Origin of the sequence: Microbacterium aerolatum (assembly GCF_007988825.1) — a bacterium.
GTDB classification, from domain to species: domain Bacteria; phylum Actinomycetota; class Actinomycetes; order Actinomycetales; family Microbacteriaceae; genus Microbacterium; species Microbacterium aerolatum.
Genome location: NZ_BJUW01000009.1, coordinates 60,428 through 79,476 on the forward strand (window position 1 = coordinate 60,428; position 19,049 = coordinate 79,476).

Consider the following 19,049-nt stretch of genomic DNA (forward strand, 5'->3'; position numbering starts at 1 on the left):
CAGCGGACCGCAGTCGGGATGCGCTGAAAGTCGTAGCGCCTCGGGCCCCGGAAGAACTTCCGGTTAGCGATCTGTGAACTCACTGGGGAAAGTCCCAGCCCGCTCATAAGCTCACTCGCGAGTGACCGCGTGTGGACCCTGGGAATCGCGGACCTCCCTCGTGCGCCCCATGGCGGGTGCCCGGGGTCTCATCTGCCGACGAGGAGAACAATCGCATGATGTACACCCCCGACGGTGCGGCGCATCGCGCCGGATCGTCCATCGCACGCAGACGGGGGCGCATCGGCGCTCTCGCGTTGACCACCGCGTGCGCGATGAGCTTCGGATCGCTCATCGCCACTCCCGCCTTCGCCGCAGTGGACGGCACGGGCGTGGTCATCAACGAGGCATACCTGTCCGGCGGCAGCGCCGGTGCCGCCTTCAAGAACAAGTTCGTCGAGCTGTACAACCCGACCGACGCTGACATCACGCTCGACGGCATGTCGATCCAGTACCGCTCCGCGACGGGCACGGGGAACTCGAACAACGTCGTCGCGCTCTCCGGCACCATCCCGGCCGGCGGGTACTTCCTCGTGCAGGGCGGCTCGAACGGGGCCACGGGTGCGGAGCTTCCTTCGCCCGACGCCACCGGCAGCCTGAACCCGAGCGGCACGACCGGCACGCTCGCGCTGGTCGAAGGCACCTCGGCGATCACGCTCGCCACCGGGTCCGTCGTCGGCGTCGACGGCGTCATCGACCTGCTCGGCTACGGCGGCTCGAACACCTTCGAGGGCGCACTGGCCACCGCACCCGCGAACAACCAGGACGTCAAGTCGCTGAACCGCACCGACGGTGCCGACACCGACGACAACTCCGCCGACTTCACGCTGTCGGCATCGATCACCCCGCAGGGCACCGGTGGAACCGACCCGGATCCCGATCCTGATCCGGACCCGGATCCCGAGCCGACCACGGTCTCCATCGCCGAGGTCCAGGGCACCGCGGATATCTCCCCACTGGCCGGCCAGAAGGTCACCGTCGAAGGCATCGTGACCGCCGACCACCGCACGGGCGGCTACAACGGCATCGTCATCCAGACCCAGGGCTCCGGCGGCGAGAACGACGCCACCCCCGGTGCCTCCGACGGCGTCTTCGTGTTCCTGAACGGCAAGCAGGTCCCGGGCGAGATCGGCGACCTGGTCTCCGTCACCGGCACGGTCTCGGAATACTTCGGGCAGACGCAGATCTCGCCCGCCGCAGCCGCAGACGTCTCCGTCGTCACCGCCGGCGTCGGGGCCCCCGCTCCGACCCCGCTGCCCGAATCTGTCGTGGGCACCGACCGGGAGGGGTACGAGAACATGCTCGTCGCGCCGGCGGGCACCTACCGGGTGGCATCCAGCCACCAGCTCTACAACTTCGGCACGCTGTGGCTGAACCCGGGCGAACTCAACGTCAAGAGCACCGAGACGACCCGCCCCGGCGATGAGGCCAACGCCATCGCCGCGCAGAACCGTGCCGACCGCATCCTGCTCGACGACGGATACAACATCCAGGTCAGCAACAACGCGCACCCCGGTGAGCAGCCGTACTTCACCGAGGACGTCACTGTGCGAAACGGCGACGTCGTCGACTTCGCTGAAGCCGGATACGTGCTCCAGTACGGGTTCGACGACTGGCGTCTGCAACCGGTGACTCCGATCACCGACGCCAGCGACGCCGCAGCCAAGGCATCGTTCACGACCGAGAACCCGCGCCCAGCGACGGCGCCCGAGGTAGGCGGCGACGTGCAGGTCGCGGCGTTCAACGTCTTCAACTACTTCACGACCATGAGCGAGGACGACGCCGACGCGCGCGGCGCGAAGAACGAGGAGTTCTTCGCGGTGCAGCGCTCGAAGATCGTCACCGCCATCAACGGTCTGGATGCCGAGGTCGTCGCGCTGATGGAGATCGAGAACTCGGTCCACTTCGGCGACGGCACTCCCGATGTCGCGCTCGCGGACCTCGTCGACGGCCTGAACGACGATGCCGGGTCCGACGTGTGGGAGTACGTCCCGACGCCGGAGGCACTGCTCGGCACCGCGACCGACGTCATCACGAACGCCATCATCTACAAGAAGGATGCCGTCACCCCGGTGGGCGACAGCTCCGCCAAGATCGACGAGTCGGTCTGGGGCAACGCCCGCGAGCCGATCGCGCAGACGTTCGACATGGACGGTAGGACGGTCTCCGTCGTCGCCAACCACTTCAAGTCGAAGTCCGGCGACGGCGCGGAGCCGGCCGACGGCCAGGGGCACTTCAACGCCGATCGCACGGCGCAGGCGCAGTCGCTGCTGTCCTTCACCGACGAGATCGCCGAGACCAGCGGCAGCGATGACATCCTGCTGCTCGGCGACTTCAACGCCTACGGTCAGGAAGACCCGATCGACGTGTTCGCCCAGGCGGGCTGGACCGACCTGGTTCCGGCGCACGCCGAAGGCCAGTACACCTACACCTTCGACGGTGAGCTCGGCTCGCTCGATCACGCGATCGCATCGCCGCAGCTGGCGGAGTCGGTTACCGGCACCGGTGTGTGGACGATCAACTCGCCGGAGTGGAGCGACCGCGGCTACGCGTTCGGTGCCGCCGAGGCCGGCACCCCGTTCCGCTCCAGCGACCACGACCCGGTGATCGTCGGCATCTCCAGCGAGATCCCGCCGGTCGATATCGACATCGTCACGATCAACGACTTCCACGGTCGCATCGAGGCGGACGGTGCGGCAGCAGGGGCCGCCGTGCTCGCGGGCGCGGTGAAGTCGGTGCGCGACGCGAACCCGAACACGGTGTTCGCCGCGGCGGGCGACCTGATCGGAGCATCCACCTTCACGTCGTTCATCAATGACGACAACCCCACGATCGACGCGCTGAACGCTGCCGGGCTCGAAGTGAGCGCGGCGGGCAACCACGAGTTCGACCAGGGCTGGGAGGACCTGCGCGATCGAGTGCAGGACCGCGCGGACTGGGAGTACATCTCCTCGAACGTGTTCCTCACCGAGACCGGTGAGACCGCGCTCGCACCCGCATGGGTGAAGGAGATGGACGGCGTCAGCGTCGGCTTCATCGGCGCGGTGACGGAGGAGCTCGACTCGCTCGTCTCTCCCGAGGGCATCGCGGATCTCGAGGTGCGCAGCATCGTCGACTCGGTGAACGCCGTGGCCGACGATCTCACCGACGGCGACACCGGCAACGGTGAGGCCGACGTACTGGTGCTGCTCGTGCACGAGGGCGCCACCTCGACCGACGTCGCCAGCATCACGCCGGAGTCGGCGCTCGGCGAGATCGTCGAGGGCGTCGACGACAGCGTCAGCGCGATCGTCTCGGCGCACACCCACCTCGCGTACAACCACGTCATCGACGGCCGTCCGGTCGTCTCGGCCGGTCAGTACGGCGAGAACTTCGGTCTGATGAACCTGCAGGTCGACCCGGAGACGAAGGAGCTGCTCTCGATCACCAACGAGATCAAGCCCCTCACTCAGGACGGCGAGCCGCTGTACGAGCCGGTCGCCGACGTGCAGGCGATCGTCGACGACGCCAAGGCGGAGGCCGATGTGCTGGGTGCGGAGCCGGTCGGTGAGATCACCGGCGACTTCAACCGGGCACGTCAGACGAACGGTTCCGAGAACCGCGGTGGCGAGTCCACGATCGGCAACTTCGTCGCCGACGTCCAGCAGTGGGCGACCGGCGCCGATGTCGCGATCATGAACCCCGGAGGCATCCGCGCGAACCTGACGTACGCCTCTTCCGGAGCATCCGACCCCGACGGCAACGTGACGTTCCGCGAAGCGGCGACGGTGCAGCCGTTCGCCAACACGCTGGTGACGCTGAACCTCACCGGAGCGCAGCTGAAGAGCGTGCTCGAGGAGCAGTGGCAGCCGGAGGGCGCGAGCCGTCCGTTCCTGAAGCTCGGCGTCTCGGAGGGGCTGCAGTACACCTACGACCCGGCCGCTGCGGCGGGGGAGCGGATCACCTCGATCACGTTGAACGGTGAGCCGATCGATCCGGAGGCGTCATACCTCGTCGCGGCCAACTCGTTCCTCGCCGCGGGTGGAGACAACTTCGCCACCTTCGCCGAGGGCACGAACAAGGCCGACACCGGCAAGATCGACCTGCAGTCGATGGTCGACTGGTTCGACGCGAACGGCACGGCGACGCCCGATCTCGCACAGCGTGCGGTCGGTGTGACGCTGAGCGCGCCGGATGCCGACGGCTACAGCCCGGGCGACGAGGTCACGATCGACCTCTCCTCGCTCGCGTTCAGCGGCGGCGACCCGGCACCGGGCGAGGTCACGGTCTCGCTGGGAGACACGGTGCTCGCCAGCGGCGCCGTCGACCCGACGATCGTCGACACCACCGATGAAGCGGGCCGCGCGAGCCTGACGTTCACCGTCCCCGAGGGCGCGGCGGGCGAGCAACTGCTCACCGTCGCGGTCGCGGATGCCGGTACGAGCGTGCAGGTTCCGATCACCTTCGCGGATGCCGGTGAAGAGGAATTCGCCGGAACCATCGAGGTCGAGGGCAACACCGTCAGCGCCGGCAAGAAGCTGACGGTCACGGGCGCCGACTTCGAGCCGGGCGAGACCCTGACGGTCACGCTCGAGTCGAAGAAGGGCAAGACGATCGATCTCGGCACCGTCGTGGTCGACGAGGACGGCACGTTCTCGGCTTCGCTCACGGTGCCAAAGAGCACGGATGCCGGCCGGTACGACGTGATCGTCGCTCAGGCCGACGGCGACCAGGCCACCGACAAGGTCACCGTCAACAAGGGCGGCGGCAACGGCGGAGGGATCGTGAAGGCGATCATCGACTGGCTGTGGGACATCATCCGCGGCTGGTTCTGACCGGGAGATGACGCAGCGGAGGCCGTCGGGAGAGATTCCGGCGGCCTCCGTCGTGCCGTCAGGCTGTCTGCGCCCAGGTGAAGTCGTCGGGGTCCGTGACCTCGCCGAGCCCGCCGCCGATGACGATCCGGTGCGAACCGGAGCCCGCGGCATCCACGCCCGCCGACTTCGCGAGCGCGGCGCGCTTGTAGAGGCCGAGTCCGATCGAAGCCTCCGGCATCTCGAAATCGACGTAGCTGCCGAAGCTCTTGCCGACGCGGATGCCGCGCTCGACGTAGAACGCCTTGCTCGCCTTGACGTCGTCGGCGCCCAGGAGCAGGACGAAGTTCTCGATCGTACGGCTCGGCGGCACGGCATCCTTCTTGGACGATGTGGCGATGTTCCACACCGCGCCGTCCGGTGCCTGGACTGTGCCGCCGAAGCCCCACAGCGACTTCGCCGCGGGCTTGAGCACGGTCGCGCCGGCGGCGATCGCGTCGTCGAGGACGAGTCGCGCGTCGGCGGGTTGACGGACGATGAGCGAAAGGGTGTACCCGCGGAACCCGGAGGTCGCGGCATCCGAGCGGCTCAGGCGGAGCCTGTCGCCGAGATCGAACGCGCGCGAGTAGAAGGCCTCCGCGCCAGGCAGGTCGGTGACCTCGAGTGTGATGCTGTCGATCGTGTTCATGCCAGCGACGCTACGCGCGACCATACGGCGTGTCTTCTCGATTCCTGATCGATCGGAGCGCGGCAGGAGGCCCCGTACCCGCGGGTAGACTTGAGGACATGCCCGAACCGAAAGCCGCCTCGTTCCCGAAGATCCGCGGGGCGCTGAAGTTCTATCAGATCGCCTCGATCGTCACCGGTGTCATGCTGCTCCTGCTGCTGGCCGAGATGATCCTCAAGTACAGCCCCATCCACGTCGAGCTCTTTGCCGGCGGCTCGGGCGGGCTGCTCTGGTTCGCAGACGTCATCGTCGGCGACGGATGCCAGTGGTACTCGCTGTTCTTCCCCGGCGGCATGGGGTGCGAACTCACCTCTGTCGGCGACGGCACCAACATCTCGCTGCTGATCCTCGTCGCGCACGGCTGGTTCTACGTGGTCTACCTGTTCGCGATCTTCCGCCTGTGGAGCCTGATGCGCTGGCCGTTCGCCCGCTTCATCCTGCTCGCGCTCGGCGGCGTCATCCCCGCCCTCTCCTTCATCATGGAGGTCAGGGTCTCCCGCGAGGTCAAGGCGTACCTCGCATCACGTGAAGCCGCGATGGCTGCAGACCCTTCGACAGGCTCAGGGACCGAATCACACAATCAGGAGGCAGCGCGATGAGCGCCGACACCGCACAGCGCCCCGTTCTCGTCGTCGACTTCGGCGCCCAGTACGCGCAGCTCATCGCGCGCCGCGTCCGCGAGGCCGGCGTCTACAGCGAGATCGTGCCGCACACGGCCAGCGCGTCGGAGATCGCCGAGAAGAACCCGGTCGCGCTCATCCTGTCCGGCGGCCCCTCCTCGGTCTACGAGGAGGGCGCGCCCTCCCTCGACGGCGGGATCTTCGACCTCGGCGTCCCGACACTCGGCATCTGCTACGGCTTCCAGGTCATGGCGCGCGCTCTCGGCGGCGAGGTCGCCAACACCGGACTGCGCGAGTACGGCGCAACGGACGCCGTCATCGCGAATGAGGGCGGCGTGCTCCTCGGCGGCCAGCCGAACACGCAGAACGTCTGGATGAGCCACGGCGACCAGGTCTCCCGCGCACCGGAGGGCTTCGAGGTCCTGGCATCCACCACCGACACCCCCGTGGCGGCCTTCGGCAGCGACGAGAAGTGCTTCTACGGCGTGCAGTGGCACCCCGAGGTCAAGCACTCCGACCACGGCCAGGAGGTCCTCGAGAACTTCCTGCACCGTGCCGCAGGCCTCGCATCGGACTGGAACAGCGGCAACGTCATCGAGGAGCAGGTCGCCCGCATCCGCGAGCAGGTCGGTTCCGCCCGCGTCATCTCCGCCCTCTCCGGCGGCGTCGACTCCGCCGTCTCGACGGCGCTCGTGCACAAGGCGATCGGCGACCAGCTCACCGCCGTGTTCGTCGACCACGGACTCCTCCGCAAGGGCGAGCGCGAGCAGGTCGAGAACGACTACGTCGCATCGACCGGCGTCCGCCTGATCACGGTGGATGCCGCGGACACCTTCCTCGGGCACCTCAAGGGCGTCAGCGACCCCGAGCAGAAGCGCAAGATCATCGGCCGCGAGTTCATCCGCGCTTTCGAGCAGGTGCAGCGCGACCTCGTCGCAGAGGCCAAGGCCGAGGGCGAGCCCATCAAGTTCCTCGTGCAGGGCACGCTCTACCCCGACGTCGTCGAGTCCGGCGGCGGGGCCGGCACCGCGAACATCAAGTCGCACCACAACGTCGGCGGCCTGCCGGACGACCTCGACTTCGAGCTCATCGAGCCGCTGCGCACCCTGTTCAAGGACGAGGTCCGCGCGATCGGCCGCGAACTCGGACTCCCCGAGGCGATCGTCGGCCGGCAGCCGTTTCCGGGCCCCGGCCTCGGCATCCGCATCGTGGGTGAGGTCACCGCTGACCGTCTCGAGATTCTGCGCGAGGCCGACGCCATCGCCCGCGAGGAGCTGACCAAGGCGGGTCTCGACAGCGAGATCTGGCAGTGCCCCGTGGTGCTGCTCGCCGACGTCCGCTCGGTGGGCGTGCAGGGCGACGGCCGCACCTACGGTCACCCGATCGTGCTGCGCCCGGTCTCCAGCGAGGACGCCATGACGGCCGACTGGACCCGCCTGCCGTACGACGTGCTCTCGAAGATCTCCAACCGCATCACCAACGGGGTGAGGGACGTCAATCGAGTGGTGCTCGATGTGACCTCCAAGCCCCCGGGGACGATCGAGTGGGAGTGAGTTCCCCGTTGCCGGACGGCGAGTACCTCGTGCTCGCCAGCCGGCTCATCCCGGATCTGGACGGCGGCTTCACGATCTCGGTGCTTCGTCGTGCCCGTGACATGGCCGCGAACGGCGCGCGCGTCCGCATCCTCACCGTCGATCCGGGAACCGCCGAGGAGCATGACGCGCATCGCGCCGAATGGCGCCGCCGTGGCCTGCTTCCGGACGACGTCGAGCTGCGCAACCTGTTCGACGATGCCCGAGCGGATGCCGCGTGGCTGCGCGCCGCTGCGCGGCCGCTCGACGAGGCTCCGGAAGCCACCCACGCTCCGGAGGCCACAGAGCGGAGGATCATCGCCGACGCCGCAGGCCGCACCGTGCTCGAGCTGCCGGTAATCCACGGCGACCCGAACTGGCATCTCTCCCAGGCTCCGGTGGTCGTCTGGGACGAGGCGCGCCGTGCGGGCCGCCTGGCAGGCTTCGGCGCCCTGTACCGCGCCTGGGTCAACGCGATCGCCGCGGAGACCGAGGGCACGATCGTGATCTGCGAGGCGCGTCAGGTCGGCGAGCTCCTCGTCGACGACACCGCACCGCTGCTCGACCCGGGGCTCGCACTGGTGCACGCCACGCACGCCTGCCACGTGCTGGCGCCGTTCCACTGGGATTCGCCGATGGATGCGATCTGGGAGCGCTGGTTCGGCATCGCGGACCGCTTCGATCAGGTTCTCTGGCTGACCCCGTCGCAGCAGGCTGATGTGGAGAGGCGTTTCGGAAGCAGCATCCGCTCTGCCGTCGTCCCGCACTCCGTCCCTCTCGAGGGACAGAACGCCCCGGTGCCCGGGCGCCTGTCGATGATGTGCTCGCTGATTCCGCGCAAGCGCGTCGACGACGCGATCCGTGCGCTGGCGCGCGTGCGCGCCGAGGTGCCGGACGCCGAACTGCACGTGTACGGCGCGGGCGCCCTGCGGACCGACCTCGAGAAGCTGGCCGCAGAGCTCGGCGTCGACGACGCGGTCGTGCTGCACGGTCATCTGCCCGACCTGTCGGAGGCGTGGCGCGAGGCGGATGCCTTCGTCTTCACCAGCACGAACGAGGGACAGGGCATGGTCGTGCTCGAGGCGCTCGGGCACGGCGTCCCGGTGATCTCCTACGACATGCCGTACGGGCCGAAGGACGCGCTCGTCGACGGCGGCGGCATCCTGGTGGAGGACGGCGACGTCGAGGCTCTGGCATCCGCGATGGCCGCCGTCATCGGCGACCGTCGTCGCCGTGATGCGTTGGCGGATGAGGCTCGAACCGCCGCCGTACGCCGGAACCCGGCGGCGTCGATGTCGGCTCTGGCAGCGGCAGTGCGCGACGCGATCGCCGCCCCGGCGGCCCGCCCCGGCCGCTGATCGAAGAATCTTCAGAAACTTTTCCGGCGATCTGTCGATCGAGGTCTATCCCGTTCGACGTCTTCAGTGAGAGGGTCGAATCCGACCCCGCAACTGAAGGAGAGCATCATGAAGTTCATGCTGATCATGCGAGCGACCGACGCTGCTGTCGAGGCATACCAGGACATCCCGTTCGAGCAGATCATCGAAGCGATGGGCAAGTACAACGAGTCGATGATGAAGGCCGGCGTCCTGCTCGCGGGGGAGGGCCTGACCGATGCGTCGGAGGGTTTCGTCGTCGACTTCAGCGCCGAGCAGCCGCTGGTCACCGACGGCCCCTACGGCGAGACGAAGGAGCTGTTCAACGGCTTCTGGATCATCGAGGTGTCCACGCGCGAGGAGGCCGCGCAGTGGGCGAGCCGTGCACCGCTCGGACCCGGCTCGTTCCTGGAGGTGCGCCGCGTCACCGAGATGGACGACTTCCCCGCCGACAACGAGTGGATCCAGAAGGAAGAGGGCTGGCGCGAAGAGCAGGCCCAGCGCACGCAGCAGTAGAAGACGGCGCAGTGACATGACCGCATCCGATTCACCGGCCGGCACGGTGCGCTCCACACCCGATGTGGAGCGCACTGTCGCTGCCGTGTGGCGCATCGAGTCTGCGAAGATCGTCGCGACCCTCACCCGGATGGTCGGCGACTTCGGTCTCGCCGAAGACCTCGCGCAGGATGCCGTGCTCGAGGCGCTGCGGCAGTGGCCCGCCGAGGGCGTGCCGCGTAACCCCGCCGCGTGGCTGACGGCCGTCGCCAAGCGCAGAGCCATCGACGGGTGGCGCCGTCAGGAACGCTACGACGACCGGATCGCGACGCTCGCGCACGATCTCGAACGGGAGCAGGCGGATGCCATGGATGCCGATCCCTGGGATCCGGATGCCATCGACGACGATGTCCTCCGACTGATCTTCATCTCCTGCCACCCCGTCCTGTCCAGGGAGGCGAGCGTGGCGCTGACCCTGCGCGTGGTCGGCGGCCTGACGAGTGAGGAGATCGCCCGGGCCTTCGTCGTGCCCACCGCCACCGTGCAGCAGCGCATCGTCCGTGCCAAGAAGACGCTGGGCGCCGCGAAGGTGCCGTTCGAGGTGCCGGGGCGCGAGGAGTACCCCGAGCGCATCGCCGCCGTCCTCGGCGTGCTCTACCTGGTCTTCAACGAGGGGCATGCGGCCAGCAGCGGGGCGGACTGGATGCGCCCCGAGCTCAGCCACGAGGCGATCCGCCTGACGCGTGTGCTGGCCGCCCTCGTGCCGCGCGAGCGCGATGTGCACAGCCTGCTCGCGCTCATGGAGCTCACCGCCGCCCGGTTCCCGGCCAGGGTCGACGCCCACGGAGAGCCGATCCTCCTTGCCGACCAGGACCGCAGCCGCTGGGACCGAGGCCGCATCTCCCGTGGCCGGGCCGCGCTCGAGCGTGCCGACGCGGCAGGCCGTGGCCGCGGTGCATACGGGCTGCAGGCTGCCATCGCGGAGTGCCATGCGGTGGCGGCATCCGTCGACGACACCGACTGGGAGCGGATCGTCCTGCTGTACGAGGCGCTGGGCAGACTCGCGCCGTCACCGGTCGTGGAGCTGAACCGTGCCGCGGCGGTCGCGATGGCGACGGGGCCGGCATCCGCTCTGCGTATCATCGACGCGCTCGCAGAGTCGGGAGCGCTGAAGGGTTACCACCTGCTGCCGGCCACTCGCGGCGAGATGCTGCTGAAGCTGGGGAGAGACGAAGAGGCGCGCTCCGAGTTCGAGGCCGCCGCGAGACTCGCGGGGAACGACAGGGAGCGCGCCCTTCTGGAGGCGAAGGCCAGGACCGACTAGATCAGTCCTGGACCTTGTCGCCGCGGCCCACGATGAGGCCGTAGATCAGCAGAACGATGATCGAACCGCCGATGGCGAGGGCCCACGTGCCGAGGTCCCAGAATTCGGTGAGGGGGCGGTTCAGGAGAAGCCCGCCCAGCCAGCCGCCGAGGATAGCGCCCACGACGCCCAGCAGGAGCGTGACGAACCAGCCGCCGCCCTGCTTTCCGGGCAGGATCAGCTTCGCGATCGCACCGGCGATCAGGCCGAGAAGAAGAAATCCGAGGAAGCTCATGATGTAGATCCCTTTCTGTTTGCGGTGAGCCAACTATGCTCCCGCGCACGGATCGAGCGCTACACCCTTGCGGCGCGGCTCCGAATGCGGCTAGGGCCCGAAACCGCGAATGGCCCCGTCTCCGAGGAGACAGGGCCATTCGTTATGAGGTTCTGGATCAGTCGCTGCCGCGGGCGATCGCGATGATGCGGAGGATCTCGACGTACAGCCACACGACGGTGACCATGATGCCGAAGCCGCCGACCCAGCCGTACTGACGGGGAGCGCCGTTGCGCACACCCTGCTGGATCTGGTCGAAGTCCATGACCAGCGAGTACGCGGCCATGAAGACGACGAGAACGCCGATGATCAGGCCGAGCGGAATGCCCATGATCTCCACGCTGCGCAGTCCGAAGGCGTTCTGGTTGACGCCGGTCCACATGAGGACGAGGTTCAGCAGCGAGAAGACGAGGTAGCCGACCATGGCGATCATGAAGACCTTGGTCATCTTCTTGGACGCGCGGATCTTGCCGCTGGCGAACAGGGCCAGGGTCACACCCACGACGGCCAGGGTCGCGAGCGTCGCCTGGACGACGATGCCGGGGTAGATGACCTCGAAGAATGCCGAGATGCCACCGACGAAAAGACCCTCAAGGGCGGCGTAGGCGAAGATCAGCGCGGGACGCACCTTCTTGCGCGAGGTGAAGGTGATGACCATCGCGAGCACGAAACCGCCGAGCGCACCGATGATCATCGGCAGCATCGAGACGCCTGCGTACGGGTTGAAGGACACTCCGCCCAGCGACCACACCCAGCCGACGACTGCGGTGACGAGGAGGATGCCGAACAGGCCGGCGGTCTTCCAGACGGTGTCCTCGACGCTCATGCGGTCGGTCTCGATGGAACCGGCGGAGGGCGATGCGTACATGCCCTCGAGCTGCGCGTTCGCGGCGGCATCCATCGTGCCGTGCTGGAAGGAGGCGGCCTGAGCGCCCTGCATCCCGGGCTGAGCGCCGGGCGCGCCCGGGTACGTGGCGACGTTGCGCGGATCCTGCTTCTGGAACGCCGGGTTGTTGAAGGCGAAATTGCTCATGGTGGGTGGGCCTCACTCCGAAGGGTTTGAAGGTCGCTTTCCTCCACGATACCGGCGGAATTCTATGTGTGGGGTGTTCTAACCTGAATCCATGCCCAGGAAGTCGCCGCTCGTCATCGGCCATCGGGGCGCGCCGGGTTACCGGCCCGAGCACAGCAGGTCCTCGTACGAACTCGCGCTCGCGATGGGCGTGGACGCCGTCGAGCCGGATGTCGTCGCGACGAAGGACGGCATCCTCGTCATCCGGCATGAGAACGAGATCTCCGGAACGACCGATGTCGAGGACCATCCGGAGTTCGCCGACCGCAAGACCACCAAGCGCATCGACGGGCAGCCGCTGACCGGCTGGTTCACCGAGGACTTCACCTGGGACGAGCTCGCAACCCTTCGCGTGCGCGAACGGCTGCCCGAAGTCCGGCCCTCCAGCGCCTCCTTCGACGATGCGCAGCCCGTGCTGCGTCTCGTCGATCTCCTTGATCTGGTGCGCGCCGGATCGAGCGAGCACGGGCGCGAGATCGGCGTGGTGCTGGAAGTGAAGCACGCGACGTACTTTGCGAGCATGGGCCTCGATCTCGCACCCCTCATCGCCCGTGACCTGCGCGCGGCCGGCTGGGCGGACGGTCAGCTGCCGCTGATGATCGAGTCTTTCGAGTCGACGATCCTTGCGCAGCTGCGCGAGGAGGGCATCGCCGCCTCGTACATCTACCTGATCGAGGCGACCGGTCGTCCCTACGACCAGCTCGTCGCCCACGGGCGGCAGGCCGCCACGTACAAGGCCACCGTGACGCCGCGCGGGCTGGACGGGCTCGTCGGCAGGGTCGACGGCATCAGCGTCAACAAGAGGATGCTGCTGGCCAGGGGCAACACGATCGTCGAGGACGCCCACGCCAGAGGCCTGAAGGTGTTCACCTGGACCGCCCGACCCGAGAACGCGTTCCTCGCGGCGGAGTTCCGCGGCGAGGGCGGCCGGCAGGCATACGGCGATTACGAGTCGGAATGGGCTGTGATCGCCCGCTCCGGCATCGACGGCGTCTTCGTGGATCACCCGGATCTCGGCGTGGCGTTCTTCCGCAGCTGATTCCCTGCCAGACTGACCGCATGAGCGGAATCGTCGCCGAGGGAGTCAGCAGATCGTTCGGTACGGTTCAGGCCGTCAGGAACGCGAGCTTCCGGGCCGAGCGGGGCCGCGTGACAGGCCTTGTCGGACCGAACGGTGCGGGCAAGACGACGCTGCTGCTGATGCTGGCCTCGCTGCTCGCCCCCGACACCGGCGCGATTCGGATCGGCGACGTCGACCCGCTCGAGGATCCGCTCAGCGCTCGACGCCTGCTCGGCTGGATGCCGGACGCGCTGGGCGCATGGCCGTCTCTCACCGCGCGCGAGACGATCGTCACGACCGCTCGCCTGTACGACATCGACCGTGACGCCGCCCAGGCCCGAGCCGCCGAACTTCTCGCGCTCGTGGGCCTGAACGATCTGGCCGATGCCCCCGCCAAGGTGCTCTCGCGCGGCCAGAAGCAGAAGCTCGGGCTGGCCCGCGCGCTCGTGCACGACCCGCAGGTGCTCCTGCTGGACGAGCCGGCGTCCGGACTCGATCCCGATGCGCGCGTGCAGCTGCGCGTGCTGCTGCGGCGGCTCGCGGCCGAGGGTCGAACGGTGCTGATCTCCAGCCACATCCTCTCCGAGCTCGAAGAGGTCATCGACAACGCCGTGTTCCTCGTCGCGGGATCCGTCGTCGACGCGGCGACGGCCCAGGCCGCCGCACGGGGCTGGCGCATCCGCCTCAGCGGGGCGGATGCCGCGCGGCTGCCCGTCGACGCCGATCGGATCTCGGGCGCCCTCGGGACGGCACCGGGAACCCTCGGCATCGACCGCAACGCCGTGATCGCCGGGTTCGAGACCGAGGACGCGGCTGCCGCGGGGCTGCGACGCCTCGTGGAAGCCGGGCTCGAGGTCAGCGAGTTCGCCCCGGCGCAGAGCGCACTGGAGCACACCTTCCTCAACCTGCCACGGGCGGAGCCGCACGCATGAACCTCACGCACATCGGCCTGATCGCACGGCTCGAGCTGACCCAGCGGCTGCGCAGCATCAGCTGGTACATCCTGCTCGGCGTCTTCGCACTGATCCTGCTCGGCGTCACCGCCCTGTCGTTCTCGGTCTACGCCTACACGGGTACCGCAGGCGCCGGCGTGTACGCGATCGTCGTCAACGTCGTGCTGCTGCTGGTCGTGCTCATCTCGCCGACCCTGAGCGGGAACGCGATCAACGGCGACCGCGACGCGGCGACCCTCGCCGCCGTGCAGGTCACCGCGGCATCCACCGGCGACATCATGCTCGGAAAGCTCGTCGCGGCGGTCGCCACAGGTGGCCTGTTCCTCGTCGTCGCGGTTCCCTTCCTGGGCATCTCGCTGCTCGGCGGGGGAGTGCACCCGGCGACGCTCGCCGTCTCGCTGCTCGTGCTCGCCGCCGAGATCATCATCGTCGCGGCCATCGGAGTGGGGCTGAGCGGGCTCATCGCGCGCCCGCTGTTCTCGGTGGCGGCCACGTACCTCGTCGTCGCCGCCCTCGCGATCGGCACGCTGATCGCCTTCGGGCTCGGCGGCGCCGCGCTGCGCAGCGAGGTCACGAGTTACAACCGCCCGTACGACAGCGCCGGTAACGTCGACTGCGACCGGTGGGAGACGTACACCTACGAGATGCCGCGGTTCGACCGGGTCTGGTGGGTGCTCTCCGCCAATCCCTTCGTCGTCCTGGCGGATGCCACGCCCACCGTGTACGACGCCCAGGGCTGGCCGGTGGACGTGTTCGGTCAGGTCAAGTACGGCGTGCGCAGTGCACAGCTGCCGCCCGAGGACGAGCGCTGGGACCCGTGCGATCCCAGCGGGAACGGCGGCCAGCGCACGCCCGAGCAGGTCATGGAGAGCACGGTTCCGAGCTGGTTCGTCGGTCTCGGCATCCAGATCATCATCGCCGGCGGCCTGTTCGCGGGAGCCTGGGCGCGCACCAGCACGCCCGCGCGGATGCTGCCACCGGGAACCCGTATCGCCTGACGCGTTCGGCTGGTCACACCGCGTTCACGCGGAGGACACCTCGGAGGCATCGAGATTTCATCCGACTTCGATGATCTTGACGCAACCCGTCCTCCTCTTGATCTGGAGTCACATGTCACGCCTGCAACGCGGCCTGGCGACCACAGCGGTGTGCGCGATGAGCGCGGCCCTGCTGTTCGCCGTCCCCACCTCTGCTCTCGCCGATGCCGATCCTCTCGGCATCCGCATCAACGAAGTCGTCTCCGACGGTGGAGACCCGGGCGACTGGATCGAGTTCTACAACCACTCCGCGGACGACGTCGACCTGAGCGGGTACATCGTCCAGGACGACAGCGACAAGAATCCGTACGAGATCCCTGCCGGAACCGTGGTCGCACCCGGCGGGTACTACGTCATCGACACCCTGAACGAGGACACCGATGAGGGCGACTTCGACTTCGGGCTGGGCAAGGGCGACAGCGTCCGCCTTTTCGCACCAGGCGACGCGAACGGCGCTCAGCCCCTGCTGCAGACCAACTGGCCGGCGGGTACGCACCAGCTCCCCAGCTGGGGCGCCGCGGGTGAAGGCGCGAACATCGAGTACGCGGCGACGGCCGAGCCGACCAAGGGCGCCGCGAACATCTTCCCCAGTGGCGGCGGCGAGAGCGACGGTGGCGGTGCGGGGACGCCGGGCACCGGCTCGGATGTCGTGCTGAACGAGATCGCCTACGACGAGATCTCCGGCCACACCGACCGCGTCGAGATCTTCAACAACGGCGCGGAGCCCGCATCGATCGCGGGCTGGACGATCTCGGACGACAAGCGCGATCGGTTCAGCACCCCGTTCGCCGAGGGCACGATGCTCGCTCCCGGCGCGTTCGCCGTACTCGTGACCGATGTCGACTTCACCTTCGGCCTCGGCAAGGGCGACGAGGTCGTCCTGTACGACGGCACGGGCACAGAGGTCGACGCGTACGCGTACGAGAACACCTCGCCGACGGCGACTTTCGCGCGCTGCCCAGATGGCACCGGCGACTGGGCGCACGCGACCGCGGCGACGCCCGGTGCTGCGAACGACTGCACCACGGCTCCCGTTCCCGGATCGGTCGTACTCAACGAGGTCGACTCCGGTCCCGCCGACTGGGTGGAGCTGTACAACCCGGGCTCCGAGCCCCTCGACATCTCGGGCTTCGAGCTCCGCGACAACTCCGACGACCACCGCTGGGCGTTCGCCGCGGGCAGCTCGATCGCCGGCGGCCAGTTCCTCGTCGTCGCAGCGGACACGATCGGCGTCGTGGACGGCGAACCGGCGCGGTTCGACGCTCCGATCGGAATCGGCAGCGCCGACGAGATCCGTCTCTTCGACGCCGACGGGGCACTGATCGACCGCACGGGAGCCTGGGAGGGGCACGCCGCCATCGACGGCGACGAGATCGCTGCGACCCTGGCACGCTGCATCGACGGTCGCGGCGACTTCATGCTCGCCTACGCGACCCCGGGGGCAGCGAACGAGTGCGTCCGGCCGACCGTCGCGATCAACGAGATCGACTCGAACGGCAGCCCGGACTGGGCAGAGATCGTCAACACCGGCACGGCGCCGATCGACACCTCCGGCTGGACGCTCATGGACGACGACCCCGTCGGTCATGCCGCCGACGTCACCCCGCTGGCCGAGGGCACGATCCTCGAACCCGGCGCCTACTTCGTGTTCAACGGCACCGACCACTTCACCTTCGGCCTCGGCAACGGCGACACGGTCACGATCCGAGATGCCGACGGCCTGACCGTCGCCGAGCACGCCTACGCCGCGCACGCCGAGGGCTTCTGGGCGCGCTGCGAGGACGGAACCGGCGACTACGTCGACGTCGGGGTCGGCACGCCCGGCATCCGCAACGCCTGCGGCAACCCGGTGCGCATCAATGAGGTCGAATCCGACGGCGAGCCGGACTGGGTCGAGCTCGTGAACCCGACCGGCGAGGCGCTCGACGTCTCGGGCATCGTCGTGAAGGACGGCGATGACGCTCATGTCTACGAGATCGCCGAGGGCACGAGCATCCCGGCGAACGGCCACCTCGTGATCGACGACCTCGGTTTCGGGATCGGCAAGGACGACACGGTCCGCGTGTTCGACGGCGACCAGCTCGTCGACTCCACGTCGTGGGGTGACAGCCACGTGGCACCGAGCTGGGGACGCTGCCCCGACACCACCGGGGCGTTCGCCGCGACGGCGGAGCCCACTCCTGGCGCCGCGAACATCTGCGTCGGTGAGATCGCGGTCTCGCCGTGGCCGGGTTCGGCCGATGTGCGGGTGCTCGACAGCATCCCGATGTTCCTCGAGGACAGCTCAGGGCTCGACGTGCAGGAGACGGCGGCGGGCACGTTCCTGTGGGCCGTGGACAACGGCACAGGCACGATCTGGAAGCTGAAGGCCTTCGCGGACGGCTCGATCGCCCCGGTCGATGGCTGGACGGAAGGCAAGCGGGTCCGGTTCCAGAAGGACGCCGCGAACCCGGGCGCCGCGGGGCCCGACACCGAGGGCATCACGGTCGACGGCGGCGGGCTCGTGTACCTGGCATCCGAGCGCGACAACAGCGACAAGGGCGTGAACCAGAACAAGATCCTGCAGGTGGACCCGGATGCCGCAGGCGCCGACCTCGTCGCGCTGGCCGAGTGGGACCTCACCGACCTCCTCCCCGCGGTGGGCGCGAACCTCGGCATCGAGGCCGTCGAGTGGGTGTCGGATGCGATGCTTGCCGGCGCGCTCTTCGACGACAACACTCAGGCACCTTTCGACGGTGCGGCGTATGCCGGTGACGGTCTCTTCTTCGTCGCCGTCGAGGACGGTGGCGGCGTCTACGCCTTCGCGCTCGCCGCAGACGGTTCCGCAGACCTCGTCTCGACCATCGACCCCGGCCTCGCCGGCGTCATGAGCCTCGACTACGACTCGGTGCTCGGTGTGCTGTGGGCCGTGTGCGACGACGGCTGCGGCGGCAAGTCGGCGCAGGTCGCCTTCAACGGCACCGATCGGCCCGGCATCGCGCACTTCGCGCGCCCCGCCGGCATGCCCGACATCAACAACGAGGGCTTCGCCACGGCGCCGGCATCGCTCGCGACGAACGGACAGCGCCCGGTCTGGTGGTTCGCCGACGGGTACACCTCGAACGCGCTGCGCACCGGCACGCTGCCGGTCGCAGGCGGCGAAGGCCCGGGCGACGGCTCGGGCTCCGGCGAGGGCCCGGACTCCGGCGGGGGAGCCGGGAACGGCGGCGGTCAGCCGGACACCTCGGTCGAGCCGCTCCCCGGCACCGCGCTGGTGGACGGCAACCGCGGCGACGCGACTGTGGACCAGGCAGTCGTCGCTCCCGGCGGCGAGGTCACCATCACGGTCGGCGCGCAGTATGCCGGCGTCGACGTCGAGGTCTGGATGTACTCCGACCCGGTGTTCCTCACCAGAGGCACACTGAACGCCGATGGTGCGATCACGGTCAGGATCCCCACGGATGCTCCGGCAGGCGCCCACCGTCTCGCGGTGTACTCGGCCGACGGCGATCTGCTCGGCTGGGCGAACATCGAGGTCAGGGGCGGGGCGGCACTCGCGGCCACCGGCTCCGACTTGCCGGCCGGCAACCTCGTACTGGCCGTGGGACTCCTGATCGCCGGTGCGCTCGCAGTGACCCTGCGCCGCCGATCACAGCGCGCCTGACGCGCTTCCCGCGCCTCCTGCTCCGT

At 68.7% G+C, this 19,049-nt stretch carries 13 protein-coding genes; 10 read left to right on the forward strand and 3 right to left on the reverse strand.

Translation table 11 applies throughout. The features are described 5' to 3' along the window. The first annotated feature begins 218 nt into the window (after positions 1-218). A complete protein-coding gene (locus MAE01_RS10760; protein WP_233442698.1) occupies positions 219-4,853 on the forward strand; it encodes an ExeM/NucH family extracellular endonuclease in 4,635 nt (1,544 codons plus the stop codon). 58 nt (positions 4,854-4,911) lie between these two features. On the opposite strand, the gene MAE01_RS10765 is transcribed toward MAE01_RS10760, so the two are convergent. Then, entirely contained in the window at positions 4,912-5,520 is a 609-nt protein-coding gene (locus tag MAE01_RS10765; RefSeq protein ID WP_147039557.1) for a VOC family protein, read from the reverse strand. Positions 5,521-5,618: 98 nt separating this feature from the next. On the opposite strand from MAE01_RS10765, the gene MAE01_RS10770 reads away from it, so the two are divergent. The 5 genes from MAE01_RS10770 to MAE01_RS10790 all read left to right on the forward strand — a co-directional run bounded on the left by MAE01_RS10770 (position 5,619) and on the right by MAE01_RS10790 (position 10,945). Continuing rightward, positions 5,619-6,158 (forward strand): DUF3817 domain-containing protein, encoded by a 540-nt coding sequence (locus MAE01_RS10770; RefSeq protein ID WP_147039558.1) that lies wholly within the window; start codon positions 5,619-5,621, stop codon positions 6,156-6,158. Further along, positions 6,155-7,732 (forward strand): glutamine-hydrolyzing GMP synthase, encoded by a 1,578-nt coding sequence (gene guaA, locus MAE01_RS10775; RefSeq protein WP_147039559.1) that lies wholly within the window; start codon positions 6,155-6,157, stop codon positions 7,730-7,732. Before MAE01_RS10770 ends, guaA begins: the two co-directional genes overlap by 4 nt. Then, a complete protein-coding gene (locus MAE01_RS10780; RefSeq protein WP_147039560.1) occupies positions 7,729-9,108 on the forward strand; it encodes a glycosyltransferase in 1,380 nt (459 codons plus the stop codon). Before guaA ends, MAE01_RS10780 begins: the two co-directional genes overlap by 4 nt. Before the next feature lie 108 nt (positions 9,109-9,216). Then, complete coding sequence (locus MAE01_RS10785) at positions 9,217-9,642, forward strand: YciI family protein (RefSeq protein ID WP_147039561.1); 426 nt, start codon at positions 9,217-9,219, stop codon at positions 9,640-9,642. A gap of 16 nt (positions 9,643-9,658) precedes the next feature. Further along, entirely contained in the window at positions 9,659-10,945 is a 1,287-nt protein-coding gene (locus MAE01_RS10790) for an RNA polymerase sigma factor (RefSeq protein WP_147039562.1), read from the forward strand. Position 10,946: 1 nt separating this feature from the next. Here MAE01_RS10790 and MAE01_RS10795 read toward each other — a convergent pair whose 3' ends face one another. Beyond that, entirely contained in the window at positions 10,947-11,219 is a 273-nt protein-coding gene (locus MAE01_RS10795) for a GlsB/YeaQ/YmgE family stress response membrane protein (RefSeq protein ID WP_147039563.1), read from the reverse strand. A gap of 157 nt (positions 11,220-11,376) precedes the next feature. After that, on the reverse strand, positions 11,377-12,291 hold the full coding sequence (locus MAE01_RS10800) for a Bax inhibitor-1/YccA family protein (protein ID WP_147039564.1): 915 nt from the start codon (positions 12,289-12,291) through the stop codon (positions 11,377-11,379). Between the two features lie 91 nt (positions 12,292-12,382). Between MAE01_RS10800 and MAE01_RS10805 the strand changes: the two genes are divergently transcribed. From MAE01_RS10805 to MAE01_RS10820, 4 genes are all read left to right on the forward strand, one after another. Further along, the gene (locus MAE01_RS10805; RefSeq protein ID WP_147039565.1) at positions 12,383-13,369 is read left to right on the forward strand and encodes a glycerophosphodiester phosphodiesterase family protein; all 987 of its coding nucleotides are present in this window, start codon (positions 12,383-12,385) and stop codon (positions 13,367-13,369) included. 20 nt (positions 13,370-13,389) lie between these two features. Further along, positions 13,390-14,322 (forward strand): ABC transporter ATP-binding protein, encoded by a 933-nt coding sequence (locus MAE01_RS10810; RefSeq protein WP_147039566.1) that lies wholly within the window; start codon positions 13,390-13,392, stop codon positions 14,320-14,322. Beyond that, on the forward strand, positions 14,319-15,341 hold the full coding sequence (locus tag MAE01_RS10815; protein WP_147039567.1) for an ABC transporter permease: 1,023 nt from the start codon (positions 14,319-14,321) through the stop codon (positions 15,339-15,341). The genes MAE01_RS10810 and MAE01_RS10815 overlap by 4 nt, the downstream gene beginning before the upstream one ends. Positions 15,342-15,453: 112 nt before the next feature. Further along, entirely contained in the window at positions 15,454-19,023 is a 3,570-nt protein-coding gene (locus MAE01_RS10820; protein ID WP_186806209.1) for a lamin tail domain-containing protein, read from the forward strand. The last annotated feature ends 26 nt before the right edge of the window (positions 19,024-19,049 follow it).

Excerpts from the sequence above, each read along its gene's own strand:
- MAE01_RS10820 (WP_186806209.1), top strand. The coding sequence starts at position 15,454 with ATGTCACGCCTGCAACGCGGCCTGGCGACCACAGCGGTGTGCGCGATG.
- MAE01_RS10815 (WP_147039567.1), top strand. The coding sequence starts at position 14,319 with ATGAACCTCACGCACATCGGCCTGATCGCACGGCTCGAGCTGACCCAG.
- MAE01_RS10760 (WP_233442698.1), top strand. The coding sequence starts at position 219 with ATGTACACCCCCGACGGTGCGGCGCATCGCGCCGGATCGTCCATCGCA.
- MAE01_RS10810 (WP_147039566.1), top strand. The coding sequence starts at position 13,390 with ATGAGCGGAATCGTCGCCGAGGGAGTCAGCAGATCGTTCGGTACGGTT.
- MAE01_RS10805 (WP_147039565.1), top strand. The coding sequence starts at position 12,383 with ATGCCCAGGAAGTCGCCGCTCGTCATCGGCCATCGGGGCGCGCCGGGT.
- MAE01_RS10785 (WP_147039561.1), top strand. The coding sequence starts at position 9,217 with ATGAAGTTCATGCTGATCATGCGAGCGACCGACGCTGCTGTCGAGGCA.
- MAE01_RS10795 (WP_147039563.1), bottom strand. The coding sequence starts at position 11,219 with ATGAGCTTCCTCGGATTTCTTCTTCTCGGCCTGATCGCCGGTGCGATC.
- guaA (WP_147039559.1), top strand. The coding sequence starts at position 6,155 with ATGAGCGCCGACACCGCACAGCGCCCCGTTCTCGTCGTCGACTTCGGC.
- MAE01_RS10790 (WP_147039562.1), top strand. The coding sequence starts at position 9,659 with ATGACCGCATCCGATTCACCGGCCGGCACGGTGCGCTCCACACCCGAT.
- MAE01_RS10800 (WP_147039564.1), bottom strand. The coding sequence starts at position 12,291 with ATGAGCAATTTCGCCTTCAACAACCCGGCGTTCCAGAAGCAGGATCCG.
- MAE01_RS10765 (WP_147039557.1), bottom strand. The coding sequence starts at position 5,520 with ATGAACACGATCGACAGCATCACACTCGAGGTCACCGACCTGCCTGGC.
- MAE01_RS10770 (WP_147039558.1), top strand. The coding sequence starts at position 5,619 with ATGCCCGAACCGAAAGCCGCCTCGTTCCCGAAGATCCGCGGGGCGCTG.